Raw genomic sequence first — 16,367 nt, forward strand, 5'->3', positions numbered from 1 at the left:
TGTATCCGGCAACCGATTGCGATCAGCGGATAAACTGATCGACATAGTCGACGCCGAGGCCGATTTCTTCATAATGTTTCCGGCACATGTCTATCTTCGTGAAGACATCTTCATAGCCGTTATTGTTGCCCCAGGGGTCGACGTAATACATGCAACCATTAACCTGGAAATAGGTGATCATTTCTTCCACACCTTCATCGACAACCAGCGTGTGGATTTCGCCTGGTGGTTCGAAGGCATAGGAACCTTCGGTGGCGATCCAGTCGTGCTCCAGATAGCGCCAGCTGCCCTTAAGCACCAGCGCGTGGACAGGGCCGGGATGACGATGGCGGCTGAGCACGCCAGACTTGCGGACCTTCAAAAGGTTCATCCAGTAACCGGCTGACCGGTTGAGGCACAATGGCCGGAACCAGACATTTTCGGACTGTGGAACCCAGATACGTTCGTCGGTTGGAATGGCGTTGGGCACCACCAAATCCGGCAGCATTTCTACTGGCTGCGGCTTTTGATAGGGCATCCGACGCAATGTTTCGGGGTCGATATCCCCGGGCGGTTGCGTGACCACGGCTCCTCCTATGTTCACATTGTGGACGACAAGTCTATGATGTGAACGTAGCATTCGCGAAACTGACATGTCAATTTGAAACTGACATGTCACATTCTGTTTTTCAATCATTGTTTTGCGGAAGTGACGGCGTTCGGCCTTTCCAATTTCTTTGGAACAGCTCGTTTCCAGCGATCTTATAATGACCTGGAGCGGCGCTTTTCGCTCGACCGCTTGTTTTTGGCATGATATTCGAAAGTTGAATTATATTCAATTATTGGAGGAAATATGGCCCCCGAGCTGAATGGCGCGCTGCGTCTCCACTTCGTCATCGGTGATCCCATCGCACAGGTGAAATCGCCACAAGGTGTAACCGAGATGCTTCAATCCCGGGGGCATAATGCCATCTGCATACCGGGCCACGTGAAGCCCGAAGATCTGGCCAGTTTCTGGCAAGGCGCCCGCGCGCTTCAGAATCTGGATGGTATTATTGTCACCGTTCCCCACAAGATCGCAGCCACGCGCATGGCGGATCGTCTTTCCGAAACGGCGGCGTTTCTGGGCTCTGTCAACACGTTGCGACGGACCCCAACAGGCTGGGAAGGCGCGATGTTTGACGGAATGGGCCATGTTGCGGCGCTACGTAAGGCTGGCTGCCAGCTGGAAGGCAAAAAGGTTTTGCTGGCGGGCGCTGGCGGTGCAGGTGGGGCAATCGCCTATGCGCTCGTTCAGTCGGGTATCGCGGAACTGGCGGTCCATGAAATGGATGCGGCACGCCGCGATAGCCTGATCGAACGGCTTTCTTCTCTGGGTCTGGCGAAAATTGGCGTGGGCACATCAGACCCGTCCGGATTTGATGTTATTGTCAATGCGACGCCTGCGGGCATGAAGGAAGGCGATGCTCTTCCCTTTGACGGCGACAAGCTGGCATCCGACATGTTTGTGGGAGAAGTGATCACCAAACCGGCCATTTCCCCGCTTGTGGCGCGTGCGCGCGAAATCGGCTGCGGCACAATCACCGGCGCTGATATGTTCGTCGAAGTACGCGATCTGATGGTCGATTTTCTTTGCGCGGTGTGAACGACATGAACAGGCATTTCGTACTCGCATTCCTCACCGTTCCCGATCTCGCTCCTGCGGAAGCAATCCGCATCGCAGCGGAAACTGGCTATGACAGCGTTGGTCTGCGCTTGCTTCCAGCCGCCGCCAGCGGTGAGGGACCCTATCCCATTTTAACCGACCCGGCAGTTCTGAGAGAGGCCCGGTCAGCTTTGTCCGATACCGGCATTCGCATTGGGGATGTCGAGATCGTGCGTTTGAAAGCGCAGACAAAGGTCGAGGAATTTCTGCCGTTTCTGGAATGTGCGGCAGTGCTCGGCGCTGCAAATATTCTGGTTGCTGGTGATGATCCAGATCCAGCGCGGCTCACCCAGACTTTTGCGCGTTTCGCCGAGCTTGCGGGCCGCTATGGTTTGACCGCTGATCTCGAATTCATGCCGTGGACTGGCGTGCGGGACGCACAAGCGGCTTTGGCCATCGTGGAAAAGGCCGGCCAAGCCAATGGTGGTGTGCTTGCCGACGCTCTGCATTGGGACCGCACTGGCGGCAAGGTCGATGATCTCACATCTATTCCGACCGAGCGTATTCATTATTTTCAAATATGCGATGCGCCAAAAGAATTCATCGACACCGATAGCGAACTGATCCGGGTTGCCCGCGGCGGGCGGCTGTTTCCGGGACAGGGCGGTATTGATCTGCGCGCATTTCTGGCGGCTTTGCCTGCGAATGTGCCGATCAGTGTGGAAATCGCCTCCGAAGAATTGAACGCGCGGCTGGCGCCGCGTGAAAGAGCGGCTCAGGCGCTGGCCGCGACACTGAGCTTGATGAATTCCCTCCAAAATTAAAATCAAATTATTTTCTGGAATGATATTCAAATTTCTGTATAACGATCCTCACGCTGGGGAGTGAGGATCGTGAGTCCTCGGCGCACGAGGACAAAAATGTCGCATCATGACGGTGGAACCGCGCTGCAAATGCAACGTGGAACGTATGCGATCGAGTGGAGGAACAGATGAACAGCATAGATGCCGTCGGGTCCGATGGCGCAAAACTGACACTTGCAACCCGCAAGGGTGTGCACGGAAAAGCCATTGATCAAACGAAGCAGGACAATATTGCGTTAGAAGCCATTGGCGCTTCGCAAAACTGGTCTTCGTTGAGGGTCATCATTCTGGCGATCTGCTTTTTGTTGAACGCCATCGACGGCATGGATGTTGTTATCCTTTCCTATATCGCGCCTGCGCTTTCGGCAGACTGGGCACTGTCACCGGAGCGGCTTGGTGTCGTGTTCTCCGCAAGTCTTGCGGGCATGGTGATCGGCTGCTTCTTCGTTGCGCCGCTTGCAGACAGATGGGGTCGCCGGCCACTGACGATTACGGCCCTCGCGGCAATCACAATCGCCATGATCCTGAGCGGCTTTGTAACCACAGTCATGGAACTGGTTGTCCTGCGCTTCTTCATCGGCGTTTGGATCGGCGCGATCCTTGCTTCGATGGCCGCGCTTGCTGCGGAATTTGCACCGGTAAGGGAGCGTTCCTTCGCCGTGGCCGTCATGACCGCTGGCTATCCGCTTGGAGCGGTTTTTACCGGCCTCGCCATGGCACCGCTGCTCCCTGTCTACGGCTGGCATATGATGCTGATCGGCGCGGGCATTGCCTCGTTGGTGGTGCTGCCGTTCGTCTGGTTTTTCCTACCGGAATCGCTCGATTTTCTGGTCCGCAAACGGCCTGAAAATGCTCTGCAACGCGTCAATCATGTGCTGGCGAGGCTCGGTATGGAGTCGGTCGAGCAATTGCCGCAAAAGTCCGCTCAGCAGAAAGCTGCCGGTTTCGCTACCATTTTCGCCGAAAATCGTCTGGTGCCAACGATTTGGCTCTGGGTCGGAATTTTCATGGGCTTCCTGTCGCTTTATTTCGTTATCTCATGGGTGACGAAGCTTGCCTCGCAAGCCGGTTTGACATTGGAAAATGCCATCTATGTCGGTGCGATCCTAAACTTCGGCGCGTTTCTGGGAACGTTGCTGATGGGCAAGCTGTCGAACCGCTTTCCGCAAGGCATTGTCGGGGCTGTGTTCCTTGTTCTCGCCGCTGCACTTCTGGTGGTGTTCGGAACAGTCCACATGTCGCTCGGCATTATACTCTTCACGGCATTCCTCATGGGAATGGCGATCTATGGTGGCTTCAACTCCTTCTATGGTCTCGCAGCCAGCCTTTATCCGGCTTCCGTCCGAGGCACGGGCGTTGGCTGGGCCATGGGAGCGGGACGCTTTGGTGCCGTCGTTGGCCCGTCGATGGGTGGTGTTCTGATCGGTTCGGGTGCAAGCCTTTCGACGGTGATGATCGTCTTTGCGGTTCCGCTGGTGATTGCGGCCATCGCCGCCCTTTACTCCCAAGCCCGATAGTTACGCGTTTTGGCAGATAGGAAATACATATGTCTCCCGACCACTCCATCGATAACAACGACCCGATGGTTTCCTCTCATCGAGCGGCATGCGATGTCCTCGTTGTCGGTTCTGGTGCCGGGGGACTTTCTGCAGCGGTAGCGGCAGCGCATTTTGGACTGAAGGTCATCGTGGCCGAAAAAACCGATGTGTTCGGTGGTACCACTGCCTTTTCCGGTGGCTGGTTGTGGATCCCCAATGCGCCTCATGCCGTATCAGCTGGCAAGGGTGAAAACCCCGATGAGCCGAAAGCCTATTTGAGGCATATTCTTGGTAATAGTTACGATGAGGCCATGATCGACGGTTATCTGAAAGCCGCGCCGCGCATGCTGTCTTTCTTTGAGCGCAACACGCAAGTCCGCTTCAATCCGGGCAGCGGCGTACCGGATTTTCACGGCAATGCACCGGCGGCGGCGACAGGCTGGCGTTCGGTTGTCGCTGCACCTTATGACGGTCGCGAACTTGGCTCCTTGATCGGAAAATTGCGCCCGCCCATCCCTGAAACAACGTTTTTGGGCATGGGCATCGCATCGGGCGTCGACATGCGCATGTTCCTGACGGCGATGCGTTCACTCAAGGCATTTGCCTATGTTACACGGCGCGTGTCGAAACATCTGCGCGATCTCGTTGTTCATCGCCGGGCGATGCAACTTGTCAATGGCAACGCGCTGGTCGCGCGGCTATTGCGGTCTGCATCCGATAAGGAGATTACCCTTTGGTCGGGAGCCGCAGCGCGCGAATTGACCGCTGATCAAGGACGTGTCACGGGCGCCGTTTTCATGACCGCTAAAGGCCCCCTTACTGTCACTGCCAAACATGGCGTTGTGCTGGCGACAGGTGGCTTTCCGCATGATAAAGGGCGTCTCTTTGAACACTTACCGCATGTTCGGGCCGGTACGGATCACGCATCGGCAGCGCCCAAGACAAACATTGGCGATGGTATGCGTCTTGCCGAAATGGTCGGCGGGCACGTATCCGACCGCATGGCGCATGGTGCGGCCTATGCGCCGGTATCGCTCGTTCCCCGCAATGATGGAACCGTGGGGCGTTTTCCGCATCTGGTCGAGCGCGGAAAGCCGGGTGTAATCGCGGTATTGGCTTCGGGAAGCCGTTTCGCCAATGAGGGCGGCCCCTATCATGACTATGTTTGTGATATGATAGCAGCGACTCCGGAGGGGCAACCAGTTGTCTCATGGCTCATCTGCGATCATCGGTTTTTGCGCCGTTACGGTCTTGGCGCTGTCAAACCAGCGCCCGTTCCTTATCGGCGTTGGTTGAACAACGGCTATCTTATCAAGGGCGCAACGATTACCGAATTGGCTGAACGCTGCGGCATCGACGCGGCGGGTCTCAACGCGACCGTCACAGCGTTCAACCGTGATGCGCAATGGGGAGAAGACCCGCAATTCAATCGCGGCCAGACGCTCTATCAGCGGGTTCAGGGGGACCCCGATCAGAAACCCAATCCCTGTATTGCTCCCATCCGCAATGGACCTTTCTATGCGGTGCGAATTGTACCGGGCAGTCTGGGCACATTTACCGGTATCGAGACCGATGCATTTGCGCGTGTCCTCGATGCTTCGGGCCAGCCAATTGCCGGTCTTTATGCAGCCGGCAACGACATGAACAGCATTATGGGTGGTCACTATCCAAGTGGTGGTATCACGCTTGGCCCTGCCATGACCTTTGGGTTCCTCGCAGCTGAAACCATTGCCAAGCGGGCCGCGATTGAGAGCGCACAATCCAACAGCAAGGAAACAGAATATGCGATCTGATCATGATCAGCACGGAACAGACGAAGTCGATCTGCTGGTTTGCGGTGCAGGCGCTGGTGGCATGACGGTGGCGCTGGTTGGTGCGCTGGAGGGACTAAATGTCCTCCTATGTGAAAAGACAAAACAGGTTGGTGGCACAACCTCAACCTCGGGCGGCACCACTTGGGTGCCGGGAACACATCTTTCTGAAGAAGCAGGCGTTTCTGATACAGTCGAGGATGCGCGCGCTTTTCTGGAAAGCGTTGTCGCCAATCGCAGCGGCATTCGGCTGCGCGAGGCGTTTCTCGCCTCAGGGCGCGAGGCTATCGAGGAACTCGACCGTCGCACCGATGTGAAATTTGCCGCCGCTCTTGCACATCCCGACTATCTCGACGGGCCAGGTTCTGCCTATGGGGGCCGGGCTTTGGGCCCAGTCACTTTTGATGGTCGCCTGCTGGAGCGTGATGATTTCGACCGGGTTCGTCCGCCGCGCCGCGAATTCATGGGACTTGGCGGTATGATGGTGGGACGCAATGAACTGGGCGCCTTGCTGCAACCCTTCGGCTCCATCGCCAATTTCCGCAGCACCGTCCAGATCGTCGGGCGCTATGTGCTCGACCGCCTCAGTTACAAGCGCGGAACACGCCTTTTGATGGGCAATGCACTGGTGGCACGGCTTCTCTTTAGTCTGCGCAAGGCAAAGGTGCCGGTGCTGTTCGAAACCGGCGTTCACGAACTGATTGTGGAGGATGGCCGCGTTGTTGGCGCGGTGTTGGAGGGGCCATTGGGACTGCGTCGCATCAGGGCTCGCAAAGGGGTCGTGCTGGCGACGGGGGGCGTATGCTGGAACAAGAAAATCCGCGACCGGCTGTTTCCTGAAGCGGCGCGCGATTATTCGCTGGCGCCTGTCACCAACACCGGCGATGGAGCGGATGTGGCAATGGCGATAGGCGCGCGCTTCGAAGATGGCGGCGATAGCCCCGCCCTTTGGATGCCATGCTCGTCCTATCGTCGGGCAGACGGATCGCTGGCCGTGTGGCCGCATATCATCCTCGACCGCGCCAAGCCGGGCCTTCTGGCGGTTGACGCTGCGGGCAAGCGCTTCGTCAATGAATCCAATTCCTATCATGATTTTTCGATGGGTCAGATTGGTAATGGCGCCAATCCAGCCCACCTGGTTTGCGACGTAGCATTTCTGCATCGCTATGGTATGGGGATGATCCTGCCGGGGGCGAAGAACCTGAAAGCCATGCTCAAGGCCGGATATGTGATCGAGGGCGAGACCTTGCCGGAACTGGCGGCCAAGATCGGTTGCGACGCGGGCATGCTTGTCCAGACCGTCGAAGCCTATAATCGTTCTGCCGCAACCGGTATTGATGAAGACTTTGGGCGCGGCACATCGGTGATGAACCGGTTCAATGGCGACGCGAGCTTCAGCCCTAATCCGTGCTTAGGGCCGGTTGGTGCCGGTCCCTATTACGCCATGGCTGTGCGCCCATCCGATCTCGCCTCCAGTGCAGGTCTTTCCGGCGATGAATTTGGCCGGGTTCTCAATGAGAACGGTGAGCCGATCCATGGACTTTATGCTTGCGGCAATGATCTCGCCTCCATCTTTCGCGGGACCTATCCGGGGCCGGGCACGACCATTGGTCCAGCCGTGGTGTTTGGATGGCGTGTGGCTAAACACGCCGCCGGAAAGCTTACCGATGTGTCACAAGATGCGCCCGACGTTATCACGAATGAAAGGAAGAAACATGCAACGCTATGAAATCGCAACTCTTTCCACGACCATGGGGGCAGCCGCCAAGGTTGCGCCGGCAGTGGAAGCATTCGCGGGGGAAGGCAAGGGGCGTCTTCTGGGCATTTTCTATGCCGATATTGGCGCGTTGAATAAGGTTCTGGTTCTGCGCGGCTTTGATACCACCGGCGATTTTGAAGTCGAGCGTGAGCGCACACTTCGCGCGGCCAGTCCGTTTGGTGCTGCCGAATGGCTGACCGGACTGGAACTTGAAGGCTATGCGCCATTTCCATTTCTGCCGCCGATTGAGACTGGCAGCTTTGGTCCTGCCTATGAATTCCGTACCTATGTTCTCAAGACCGGTGGTCTGGAGCCAACGATAAAGGCATGGGAAGCGGCTGTACCGGCGCGCACGGAACTCTCAAAGCTGACCATCTGCATGTATGGCGTCGACGGCAAGCCGCGCATGACGCATATCTGGCCTTTCGCTTCGGTGAACGAGCGCGGCCAGATCCGTGCAGATTCCGTTGCCAAAAACGTGTGGCCACCGAAAGGCGGGCCGGATTGGCTGACGACCGACATGCGTTCGACCATCGCTTTTCCGACTGCAAATTCGCCTCTGAAATAAGTCGCGACGATCAAAACGGGAGAAGAAGAAATGGCCTCGTTTCCTCTTGGAGTGAGTACGATCAGTGATGCCTGGACAGTGCCGCTGGAAGAGTCTTTGAAGCGTCTGGCGAAGCTTGGCTTCACGCATTTCGATGTGATGGTCAGCCCGGCGCATCTCGACATCCAGAATATGACGGCGCGTGATTATGCGCGCATCCGTCGGTTTCTGGAAGCGGAAGGCTTGACCATTCATTCGCTGACGGCACAGAGCCTGGACCATAATCTTGCTTCGCCCCGCGAAGAAATCCGCGAAATGACGGTCGGCTTCAACAAGAAACTATTGGACGCGACCTACGAACTTGGGGCCCAAGGCTTTGTCTCCGTATCAGGGCGATATAATTCCCTAAATGCGCCACCAAAGGCGCAGTTGGAGGGCTGGTTCCGGGGTTCTCTCGAAAAGACGGTCGCTTATGCGGAGCGGGCTGGGGTAAAGGTGTTTCTGGAAAACATTCCGATGGGGGTTTTGCCGGATGCAAAGAGCATGGTCAAATGGGTGGAAGAATTTGCGAGCCCCGCTTTGACCATCTGCTACGATCTGGCCAACGCGCATTTCATCAGTGAGGACCTGAGTGAAGCGATCCCGCTAGTGGTCCCTTACCTCGATATACTGCACATGTCCGACACCGGGAAAAGCGCCTGGAAGCACGACCCCATCGGAACGGGCAGCGTTGATTTCGTGGCGGCGGCCAAAGCACTGGCCGCGTCGGATTATCGGGGACTGTCGGTCGTGGAAATTCTCAGTTCCGAACCGGACGCCGCAATTCAGGACGCTTTGCAAAAGCTGCAACCTCTGGGCTGGGCGCTGTCTGAACAACAAAACTTACGCAAGGCTGGCTAAGCTTTTTTCAGCTCTGCGTTAATCCTCCGAAACAAAAGAAGCCCCGAAAGGATCATTCCCTTCGGGGCTTTTGCTTTAGAGCGGTTCCGGTTAAGAAGGAATCGTGGAACCGCTCTATTTATTTGTTTTTAAGCATTATCCTACGTATCGAAGCGGGATCAGAAATCAGTCCAGTGGACTGATTTCCCCGCGTAGGCGTTCCGCACTTTTGCTGGAAATGCTCTATGCCGGACGGGCCTCAGCTTCGCTTGTGCAAGCCGGGAAAGTAGCGCGATCCACTCGCCGCAAGACCGATCTCTTCTGCTGCCCGGGTGAGGTGCGGTGCAAGCTCCGCCATCCGCTCCGGTGTCATGCGGACAGTTGGTCCGGCGATGGAAAGGCAGCTAATAACCTCGCCGCCGCTGCGAACCGGCACAGCCATCGCAGCCATGCCAATAATGTAGCTATTGACCGAAATGGAATAGCCACGCTTGCGTGTCTGCGCCAACACTTTCAGAAGTTCAGTGATCGTGGTGGGAGCACCAGGACCGGAGGGCTTGTTGCTGTTGACGAGGCCCTGTTGCGCAACCCGGTGCAGAGCCTCTTCATCGGTCATCGAGGCAAGCCACGCCTGACCACCTGCGCTTGTGGCCAGATGAACATTGACGCCCTGTTCTTGTCCGGGATCATAACGCAAACCGCCGGTCGCGCCTTGTGCAACCGCGACCCAGATCAGATCGTCGCCATCAATCACCGAGAGACGAATCAACTCGCCGCTGGTTTGGGCCAACCGGTCCAATATGGGCTGAGCCACATCTCCAACGCCCGTGCGGCCGAGAAAACCTACACCGAGCGCTGCGAGCTTCATGGTGAGCGCATAGTCTCCTTGATCCTGAACTTGACGAACATAACCAAGTCGAATCAATTCGTTAAGCGTGCGGTGCACGCCACTTGGAGGCTGATTGACATGCTGGGCAATCGCTGAGACGGACAGACCGGCAGGACGAGCCGCGAGCAGCTCGATGATGGTCAGCGATTTTTCAAGAGCGCTCATAGTATCCCATTTCAGTTACCTATGCTCTTTGTGGCATATGAGCCAAGACAGTCAAGGCGATTACAGTGCGCCGTCAGAAGAATTGACCCAAGCCGTGGCGAACAATCGGGCAGTGTGGCACTTTTGGTTCCCACGGATAGAAGCTGACGGGGAAGGGGCGCAAACCTTCGGGCAATCGCTTAGATGGTTAAGACGATCTTGGCGGCGGCGGTGTGCCCCCTATCAAGATCGCGGAAGGCTTGGCTCCCTTCGGATAAATGCCGGCTTTCGACCCAATTGAGCGGACCCAGTCGCCCGGATGCCAGCAGCGCGACTGTTTCCCGAAAATCCGCCATTGAATAACAATAGGAGCCGATGAAAGCGATTTCCGCAAGCGTGATCCGTCTGACATCCACGCCTTCCGATCCCGGCAGAAGGCCGAGATGCACAATCGTAGCCCCGCGGCGTGCCATCAAGAATGCTGCCTCTCTCGTTTGCTTCGCGCCGACCGCGTCAAAGATCAGATCGACCGAGTTCGCCGGAGGCGCCGATGACGCATCGTTGGGATCGTAGGCGATAATCGCGGAACTGGCGGCAGACGCGGTCCGGCGGCGAATAGGATTTGGTTCTGCAAGCATTACAGCACCCGCCCCTTGGGCAATTGTGACAAGCGCGGTCGCCAGTCCGATGGCTCCCCCGCCAAGCACCGCAACGCGCGCTGCCGAAAGCGGACGACGCAAATTGTTTGTCCCGAGAAGAACTCCATGATAGGCGACCGCTACCGGTTCGGCGAGCGCGGCCACACGAAAATCCATGTCGTCTGGAATTTTCACCAGATTGCGTTCTGGGACCACGATCCGTTCGGCAAAGCCGCCTGCATGCGGCGGGAGCCCTATGTTACGCTGGTTCTCACACAGCTGTTGCGCCCCGGACAGGCACTCGGTGCATTCTCCGCAGGTCAAAAGTGGATTGACCGCCACACGCTGCCCGGCCAAAAATCCTGTTTCCACAACACCAGCTATTTCATGTCCCATAATCATCGGTGGAACCCGACGCGGGTCGTGTCCGTGATAACCATGCATGTCCGAGCCGCAGATGCCACACGCCTTGATCTTGAGAAGCGCTGTGCGGGGGCCAGCTTGCGGTTCATCGACTTCGCGATAAACCATGTTTTCTTTACCCAGATAAACCAGCGCTTTCATTGTGTTCCTTCTCCCAAATGTGGCATTGCGTGCTTTATCGCCCGCGCGTTCTCGAAGCCGCGTTGCTGTTATGCACGAGGGTTGACTACGGTTCACTTGGGGCGCGGGGTTCGATGGGGTTGAACCCGTGGACGCTTGGTTCGCTCCGCCCGGATTATGCGCTAATCTGGAAGCGGTCCGATATGATCGAGCCTGGCGCCGCGAGCGGCTCGCGTACCCAGCGCGCGTACCGGCTCATTATCTATGCCGTAACGCTCAGCCATCATCATGATATGTGCAGAAAGTTGCTGCAGCGCTTCGGCAATCTGGTTGTTTTCCAGAAGATCGACAATGACCAGATGCTCCGCGCTGGAAAATTTGCGGGTTGGCAAAGACGAGCGATGCGACCGCAACGCCGCAACTTTGCTGGCGACCAGATGATAGGCGTTAACGAGGTAGGGATTGCCACAATTTTCCAGCGCCGCGTCGTGAAAATGATCGTCGGCCCGGGCACTGCGCAAAACATCGCCAGCCTCACATGCCTCAACCATGTCTTTCGCTGCGATGCGCATCGCGTTCAACGTTTCATCACGCCTGCGCACCATGGCGAGACGTACCGCTTCAACTTCGATAGTCTTTCGGAACTCGCACAGATTGACGGTATCTTCATGGGTCGGCAGGAAAACAAAAGTGCCCCGCTGGGGTTGCACATCAATCAGACCCTGCTGCTCAAGAATGGCGAAGGCTTCCTTGACGGGACTGCGGCTGACACCGAGCGCGGTTGCGAGCTTGTCTTCCGACAGCGCATCCCCCAGTTCAAGTTCACCGTCTATAATTGCCCGCCGCAACCTGTCGGTCACCCGTGCACCCAGCGAGGATCGCGGTTTTGAATGCATTTCTGCGGACCCTTTTCTTGTTGCAGCTAAAATAACTTCTCAATGCAGTATAAATGATTCCTGTACGCGTCCACCGGGGGCGAAGCAACACCCCCGGTGCCATGACACTCTGACAGTTACATACTGTCGAGGAAGCATTTTGTTGCCGCCATTCCCTTTTCGGCACGTTCAAGGAAACTAAGTTCGGTATCGCCTTTATGCGGAGTTTCGACGCTGATGACGACATCGTCGGGCAGTACGGACATCAGTTCGCGCAACCAAAGACCACCGTCGCCGGGGAACATCCGTCCAGTTCGGGCCTCAGCAATGCAACCGGCATTGTCCACCGGCTGTTCAGCCGGTGCATCGCAAAGTTGCAGATAGAGCGCCAGTCCTTCCGGCAGGGACGCAACATCACCGGGATTACCGCCCGACCGGGACAGATGCAGCGCATCGATCAGGAGCCCGACATTTTTCCGGCCTGATGCGGTGGCAAGGCGCGTTGCATCCTGGATCGTCGCCGTCGAACGCCAGCGCATGAACTCTACCGCCATTTTGATGTCGTATTGTGCTGCAGCATCGGCGATCTGCTCCAGATTGTCCGAAGACCGCGACAGGTCGGGGTCTTCGCAGGTGATCTGCATCACCGGCATGCGCAATTCGCCAGCCGTTTCGATGATTGGTAGCCATGCCGCAATATCGGTCTGTGGTAAAAGCGTAAATACTTCCCCGTCATAGAACGAGACACCGGTATCTGCGGCGGCGGCCTTGATCTCCCGGAGCAGCGGCTTTTGGCCGACAATGGGATGGGCGAGTTCCAGTCCGTGCGGGGCGATTAGCCGCAGACTGACCATATCATAACCGCAGGACGCTGCGATCTTGACGTTATCAACGGGTGGGCAACCGAAGACGGTCAGACAGGCGAGGGAGAGAGGATGTTTTTTATACATGCTGCGGCCTCAATAGGTTGCGCGACCGCCGGACACATCGAAGACCGCGCCGGTTGAGAAAGAACATTCCTCTGAGGCGAGCCAGCTCACGAGTGCTGCAACTTCATCGGCTTCTCCGAGCCTGCCGACCGGTATTTTCGCGGTTACAAAGGCTTTGAATTCCGGCGTAAGCTGGTTCATCATCTCGGTTTCGATAGCTGCGGGAGTGACGCAGTTGACGCGAATCTGCGTGGTTGCAAGCTCCTTTCCGACGGATTTCGTCAGGCCAATAACGCCCGCTTTGGAGGCGGAATAAGCGACCGCGTTCGGATTGCCCTCCTTGCCGGCGATGGAGGCGATATTGACGACGCGGCCATATCCGGTTTTGCGCATTTCGCGCACCGCCGACTGGCAGCAATAGAAAACGGCATCCAGATTGAGCGACATGACGAACCGCCAGCCGTCATGGGGATATTTTTCGAATTGCTCCAGAGGGCCATTGTGACCGGCGCTGGTAACGAGGATGCCGAGTGGCCCCATCTCAGCCACAACCCGCGCGGTTGCAGCTTCAACCTCGGCGGCATCCATCACATTCACCACATAACCTTTGGCGCCCGGCAATTTTGCAGCGGCTTCCTCCACGCGCTCGCGGTTGATATCCCAAAGCGCGACCTTGTGCCCTTTGGCCGCAAGGCGTGCCGCAATAGGAAATCCGAGCCCTCCCGCACCGCCGGTTACAATCGCGACGCGTGATGTTTCCTGTTCTGCCATAATGGCTTTCCTCCCTAATAATCCGGCCCGCTTTCGCGCGGCCCTGTGAATGAGATGTTTGGTGCTCCCAAACGGACAGCGAATCTTGTGCTTGACATTCTTTAGAATACTAACATTCTAGTAGCCTAAATGGGTCGGAAACGACCGACTTGTCAAGCGGGAGGACGCGGGGCAAGCAGAATGGAGGAGAAGAATATGGGACTGAAGGGCTCTGCCTTTCTGGCGATCTGGCACGACATCGAAGATGGTGCCCATGACGAATATATCGAGTGGCACACACGGGAACATATGCCTGAACGCCTCTCGATACCCGGCTTCAGGACAGGCAAACGGCTCCACGCGCCCGCTGCCGCCCGATATGTCTTCGGTACAATCTATGCTGGCGAAACAGTCGAAACATTTCGGTCACCGGCCTATCTCGAACGTCTGAACAATCCAACGCGGTGGACTGCTGCCGTCGCTCCCAGCTTTCGCAACTTTTTACGCGTCGCGTGCGAAAGGATAGCGACCGCCGGTACTGGCGACGGAGGCTCTGTGGCAACGATGCGCTTCGATCTTTCGGGGAGCGAAGGAGAGGAAGGGCTGAGGGCGAAGGCGCAGGGGCTTGCGGACAAGATGCTCGCCGTTCGTGGTGTCGCTTGCGTGCATATCGGTATTTCGCGCAACGAAGTTTCGAGCGTTCGCACCAGGGAAACCGAGTTGCGTGCTGAAATGAGCGAAAGCGGGTTCGATGTGGTGGTCCTCATTGAAGGGTCTTCAAATCCGGGACTTCATTCGGCGCTGCCACAGATTGAGCAACTGGCAATTGAAACCGGCGTTCTTTCTTCTCCCATCAGCAATATTTACGATGCCGCCTTTTCACTGACCTCCGAAGATATGCAGGGGGCAGCATGACGCGGGTCCTCGTTACCGGTGGGGCCGGTTTTCTGGGCGGATGGATTTTGAAGGCGTTGAAGGCGCAAGCTCACGAAGTGCGGATATTCGACCGTACCAGTGATCGACGTATTCTGCGGGAAATTGTCGGCGACGAGGCTGAGCAGGTTGAGTGGCATCAAGGCGATATCGCAGATGCAGAGGCTGTAAAGGCGGCTGCCAGCAATTGTACCTCCATCGTCCATCTTGCAGCACTTTTAACGCCCGCCTGCAAGAACGATCCGGTGCTGGGTGCAACGGTCAATCTGATTGGTACGCTGAATGTTTTCGAAGCCGCCAAGGCAAATGCAATTGGGCGGGTGGCCTATGCCAGCAGTGCTGCTGTCTTTGGCCCTGACGATGGGCTGACGCCTTATCCGGTCACGCAATATGGTGCTTTCAAACTCGCATGCGAGGGGAGCGCCAGAGCCTATTGGTATGATGCTGGTATCGCCAGTATCGGTCTGCGCCCCACCGTTGTTTACGGGCCGGGCCGGGAAAGCGGGCTAACCGCTGGGCCGACACTTGCCTGCCGCGAAGCGGTTCGCGGCAATTCTTATACAATTGGCTATTCAGGGCCGCAGGATATGATCTTCGTTGCCGATGTGGCGGCGGCATTTGCGGCCGCGGCAACACGATTTTACGAAGGTGCGCATGCCTTTTCGCTGGGTGGCGCATGCGAGAACGTGCCCGACGTCATCCAGGCTATCCGGTCAGAAATACCCGGTGCCAAAATCGACTTTACCGGTGAAGCCGTACCGATGGCGCCCAATATCGCGGCAACCGACAACAAACGTCTGCTGGGAGCCATCCCCGTCACGTCGCTGCGTGACGGGATTGCCCAAACCGTTGCCCATTATCGTGCAGTGGCGAGAGCAGCCTGATGGCCATCTACAGCGATAAATCGCAGGATCATGTCGGTCATTGTCTGCAAGCGGGCATCGATAGCGTCTTCCGCAAGGAGTTCACGACCGAACAGGACCTTCAGCGTGTGCCGGTTGGAGACATAGGTAAAACCAAGCGCAGAGATGGAGATATAGAGATCGAGCGGATCGACATGACGGAAAAGTCCCTGGGCGACACCGCTCTCGATAATCGTCGATACTCTGTTGACGATGGCGCTGTTGAGCCCCTCCATGCCGGTCGCCGCCTGCAAATGGACCGCGCCATGCAGGTTCTCGGTATTGATCATCCGCACGAAAGCTGGATTGTCGATGTAATAACGGAAGGTAAAGGAGATCAGCGCTTTCATTGCGCCAATGGGGTCGGCGGGATCAAGCAACAACTGCTCTTCAGCGGAACGGATGCCGACATATAAGTGTTCCATGGCCGCAAGGTAGAGTTCCTCCTTGCTGCCGAAATAGTGGTAGACCATCGCCTTATTGGAATTCGCCCGCTGCGCAATGCGATCCACCCGAGCGCCGCCAATTCCATGGGTCGAAAATTCCGCAATAGCGGATTCAAGCAGAAGGCGCCTGCGTTTTTCCGGCGATCGTTGCCCAGGATCGAGCGTGTTCTGTGTTGGCATCGTATCGGTGTTCGTCATCTGGATTCCTCGGACTGGCTCTCCTCTTACCACATTGGAAGGAATTGGGCAGCAGCTTGAGCATAAGTCATCGATCTGCGGACAGGGATATCACGTGGA

The 16,367-nt window shown here is 56.8% G+C and carries 16 protein-coding genes; 9 read left to right on the plus strand and 7 right to left on the minus strand.

What is annotated here, in order from left to right:
- Positions 1-22 precede the first annotated feature (22 nt).
- Positions 23-517 carry a 2,4'-dihydroxyacetophenone dioxygenase family protein gene (locus ABWW11_RS22490; protein WP_109366386.1) on the minus strand — a complete coding sequence of 165 codons (495 nt, stop codon included), beginning with the start codon at positions 515-517 and terminating at the stop codon, positions 23-25.
- 315 nt (positions 518-832) lie between these two features.
- Between ABWW11_RS22490 and ABWW11_RS22495 the strand changes: the two genes are divergently transcribed.
- From ABWW11_RS22495 to ABWW11_RS22525, 7 genes are all read left to right on the plus strand, one after another.
- A complete protein-coding gene (locus tag ABWW11_RS22495) occupies positions 833-1,624 on the plus strand; it encodes a shikimate dehydrogenase family protein (protein ID WP_109365630.1) in 792 nt (263 codons plus the stop codon).
- A 5-nt stretch (positions 1,625-1,629) separates the two neighbouring features.
- Positions 1,630-2,448, plus strand: coding sequence for a sugar phosphate isomerase/epimerase family protein (locus ABWW11_RS22500; protein WP_109365631.1), 819 nt, complete (start codon positions 1,630-1,632; stop codon positions 2,446-2,448).
- 167 nt (positions 2,449-2,615) lie between these two features.
- On the plus strand, positions 2,616-4,004 hold the full coding sequence (locus tag ABWW11_RS22505; protein WP_319080419.1) for an MFS transporter: 1,389 nt from the start codon (positions 2,616-2,618) through the stop codon (positions 4,002-4,004).
- Positions 4,005-4,033: 29 nt separating this feature from the next.
- Complete coding sequence (locus ABWW11_RS22510; protein ID WP_109365633.1) at positions 4,034-5,818, plus strand: FAD-dependent oxidoreductase; 1,785 nt, start codon at positions 4,034-4,036, stop codon at positions 5,816-5,818.
- Positions 5,808-7,565 carry an FAD-binding protein gene (locus ABWW11_RS22515; RefSeq protein ID WP_109365634.1) on the plus strand — a complete coding sequence of 586 codons (1,758 nt, stop codon included), beginning with the start codon at positions 5,808-5,810 and terminating at the stop codon, positions 7,563-7,565. The genes ABWW11_RS22510 and ABWW11_RS22515 overlap by 11 nt, the downstream gene beginning before the upstream one ends.
- Entirely contained in the window at positions 7,552-8,163 is a 612-nt protein-coding gene (locus ABWW11_RS22520) for an NIPSNAP family protein (RefSeq protein WP_109365635.1), read from the plus strand. Before ABWW11_RS22515 ends, ABWW11_RS22520 begins: the two co-directional genes overlap by 14 nt.
- A 30-nt stretch (positions 8,164-8,193) precedes the next feature.
- Positions 8,194-9,042, plus strand: a complete 849-nt coding sequence (locus ABWW11_RS22525; protein ID WP_109365636.1) for a sugar phosphate isomerase/epimerase family protein — start codon at positions 8,194-8,196, stop codon at positions 9,040-9,042.
- A 238-nt stretch (positions 9,043-9,280) separates the two neighbouring features.
- Here the strand turns inward: ABWW11_RS22525 and ABWW11_RS22530 are convergent, their stop codons facing one another.
- From ABWW11_RS22530 to ABWW11_RS22550, 5 genes are all read right to left on the minus strand, one after another.
- Positions 9,281-10,075: an IclR family transcriptional regulator gene (locus tag ABWW11_RS22530; RefSeq protein ID WP_109365637.1), complete on the minus strand. Its 795-nt coding sequence runs from the start codon at positions 10,073-10,075 to the stop codon at positions 9,281-9,283.
- A gap of 179 nt (positions 10,076-10,254) precedes the next feature.
- Positions 10,255-11,256 carry a zinc-dependent alcohol dehydrogenase gene (locus ABWW11_RS22535; RefSeq protein WP_109365638.1) on the minus strand — a complete coding sequence of 334 codons (1,002 nt, stop codon included), beginning with the start codon at positions 11,254-11,256 and terminating at the stop codon, positions 10,255-10,257.
- Between the two features lie 161 nt (positions 11,257-11,417).
- Positions 11,418-12,131, minus strand: coding sequence for a GntR family transcriptional regulator (locus ABWW11_RS22540; RefSeq protein ID WP_109365639.1), 714 nt, complete (start codon positions 12,129-12,131; stop codon positions 11,418-11,420).
- Positions 12,132-12,247: 116 nt separating this feature from the next.
- The gene (locus ABWW11_RS22545; protein WP_109365640.1) at positions 12,248-13,060 is read right to left on the minus strand and encodes a sugar phosphate isomerase/epimerase family protein; all 813 of its coding nucleotides are present in this window, start codon (positions 13,058-13,060) and stop codon (positions 12,248-12,250) included.
- A gap of 9 nt (positions 13,061-13,069) precedes the next feature.
- Positions 13,070-13,810 carry an SDR family NAD(P)-dependent oxidoreductase gene (locus ABWW11_RS22550; protein ID WP_109365641.1) on the minus strand — a complete coding sequence of 247 codons (741 nt, stop codon included), beginning with the start codon at positions 13,808-13,810 and terminating at the stop codon, positions 13,070-13,072.
- Positions 13,811-14,005: 195 nt separating this feature from the next.
- On the opposite strand from ABWW11_RS22550, the gene ABWW11_RS22555 reads away from it, so the two are divergent.
- Positions 14,006-14,704 carry a hypothetical protein gene (locus ABWW11_RS22555; protein ID WP_109365642.1) on the plus strand — a complete coding sequence of 233 codons (699 nt, stop codon included), beginning with the start codon at positions 14,006-14,008 and terminating at the stop codon, positions 14,702-14,704.
- Positions 14,701-15,606, plus strand: a complete 906-nt coding sequence (locus tag ABWW11_RS22560; protein ID WP_319081188.1) for an NAD-dependent epimerase/dehydratase family protein — start codon at positions 14,701-14,703, stop codon at positions 15,604-15,606. The genes ABWW11_RS22555 and ABWW11_RS22560 overlap by 4 nt, the downstream gene beginning before the upstream one ends.
- Here the strand turns inward: ABWW11_RS22560 and ABWW11_RS22565 are convergent.
- On the minus strand, positions 15,579-16,268 hold the full coding sequence (locus ABWW11_RS22565; RefSeq protein WP_121539038.1) for a TetR/AcrR family transcriptional regulator: 690 nt from the start codon (positions 16,266-16,268) through the stop codon (positions 15,579-15,581). The genes ABWW11_RS22560 and ABWW11_RS22565 overlap by 28 nt on opposite strands.
- Between the last annotated feature and the right edge of the window lie 99 nt (positions 16,269-16,367).

Origin of the sequence: Brucella sp. NBRC 113783, from assembly GCF_040372265.1 — a bacterium.
Classification (GTDB): domain Bacteria; phylum Pseudomonadota; class Alphaproteobacteria; order Rhizobiales; family Rhizobiaceae; genus Brucella; species Brucella teleogrylli.

What these genes read in the sequence shown, in the direction of transcription:
- ABWW11_RS22490 (WP_109366386.1), bottom strand. Translation starts at nt 517, where the DNA reads ATGCCCTATCAAAAGCCGCAGCCAGTAGAAATGCTGCCGGATTTGGTG.
- ABWW11_RS22495 (WP_109365630.1), top strand. Translation starts at nt 833, where the DNA reads ATGGCCCCCGAGCTGAATGGCGCGCTGCGTCTCCACTTCGTCATCGGT.
- ABWW11_RS22500 (WP_109365631.1), top strand. Translation starts at nt 1,630, where the DNA reads ATGAACAGGCATTTCGTACTCGCATTCCTCACCGTTCCCGATCTCGCT.
- ABWW11_RS22505 (WP_319080419.1), top strand. Translation starts at nt 2,616, where the DNA reads ATGAACAGCATAGATGCCGTCGGGTCCGATGGCGCAAAACTGACACTT.
- ABWW11_RS22510 (WP_109365633.1), top strand. Translation starts at nt 4,034, where the DNA reads ATGTCTCCCGACCACTCCATCGATAACAACGACCCGATGGTTTCCTCT.
- ABWW11_RS22515 (WP_109365634.1), top strand. Translation starts at nt 5,808, where the DNA reads ATGCGATCTGATCATGATCAGCACGGAACAGACGAAGTCGATCTGCTG.
- ABWW11_RS22520 (WP_109365635.1), top strand. Translation starts at nt 7,552, where the DNA reads ATGCAACGCTATGAAATCGCAACTCTTTCCACGACCATGGGGGCAGCC.
- ABWW11_RS22525 (WP_109365636.1), top strand. Translation starts at nt 8,194, where the DNA reads ATGGCCTCGTTTCCTCTTGGAGTGAGTACGATCAGTGATGCCTGGACA.
- ABWW11_RS22530 (WP_109365637.1), bottom strand. Translation starts at nt 10,075, where the DNA reads ATGAGCGCTCTTGAAAAATCGCTGACCATCATCGAGCTGCTCGCGGCT.
- ABWW11_RS22535 (WP_109365638.1), bottom strand. Translation starts at nt 11,256, where the DNA reads ATGAAAGCGCTGGTTTATCTGGGTAAAGAAAACATGGTTTATCGCGAA.
- ABWW11_RS22540 (WP_109365639.1), bottom strand. Translation starts at nt 12,131, where the DNA reads ATGCATTCAAAACCGCGATCCTCGCTGGGTGCACGGGTGACCGACAGG.
- ABWW11_RS22545 (WP_109365640.1), bottom strand. Translation starts at nt 13,060, where the DNA reads ATGTATAAAAAACATCCTCTCTCCCTCGCCTGTCTGACCGTCTTCGGT.
- ABWW11_RS22550 (WP_109365641.1), bottom strand. Translation starts at nt 13,810, where the DNA reads ATGGCAGAACAGGAAACATCACGCGTCGCGATTGTAACCGGCGGTGCG.
- ABWW11_RS22555 (WP_109365642.1), top strand. Translation starts at nt 14,006, where the DNA reads ATGGGACTGAAGGGCTCTGCCTTTCTGGCGATCTGGCACGACATCGAA.
- ABWW11_RS22560 (WP_319081188.1), top strand. Translation starts at nt 14,701, where the DNA reads ATGACGCGGGTCCTCGTTACCGGTGGGGCCGGTTTTCTGGGCGGATGG.
- ABWW11_RS22565 (WP_121539038.1), bottom strand. Translation starts at nt 16,268, where the DNA reads ATGACGAACACCGATACGATGCCAACACAGAACACGCTCGATCCTGGG.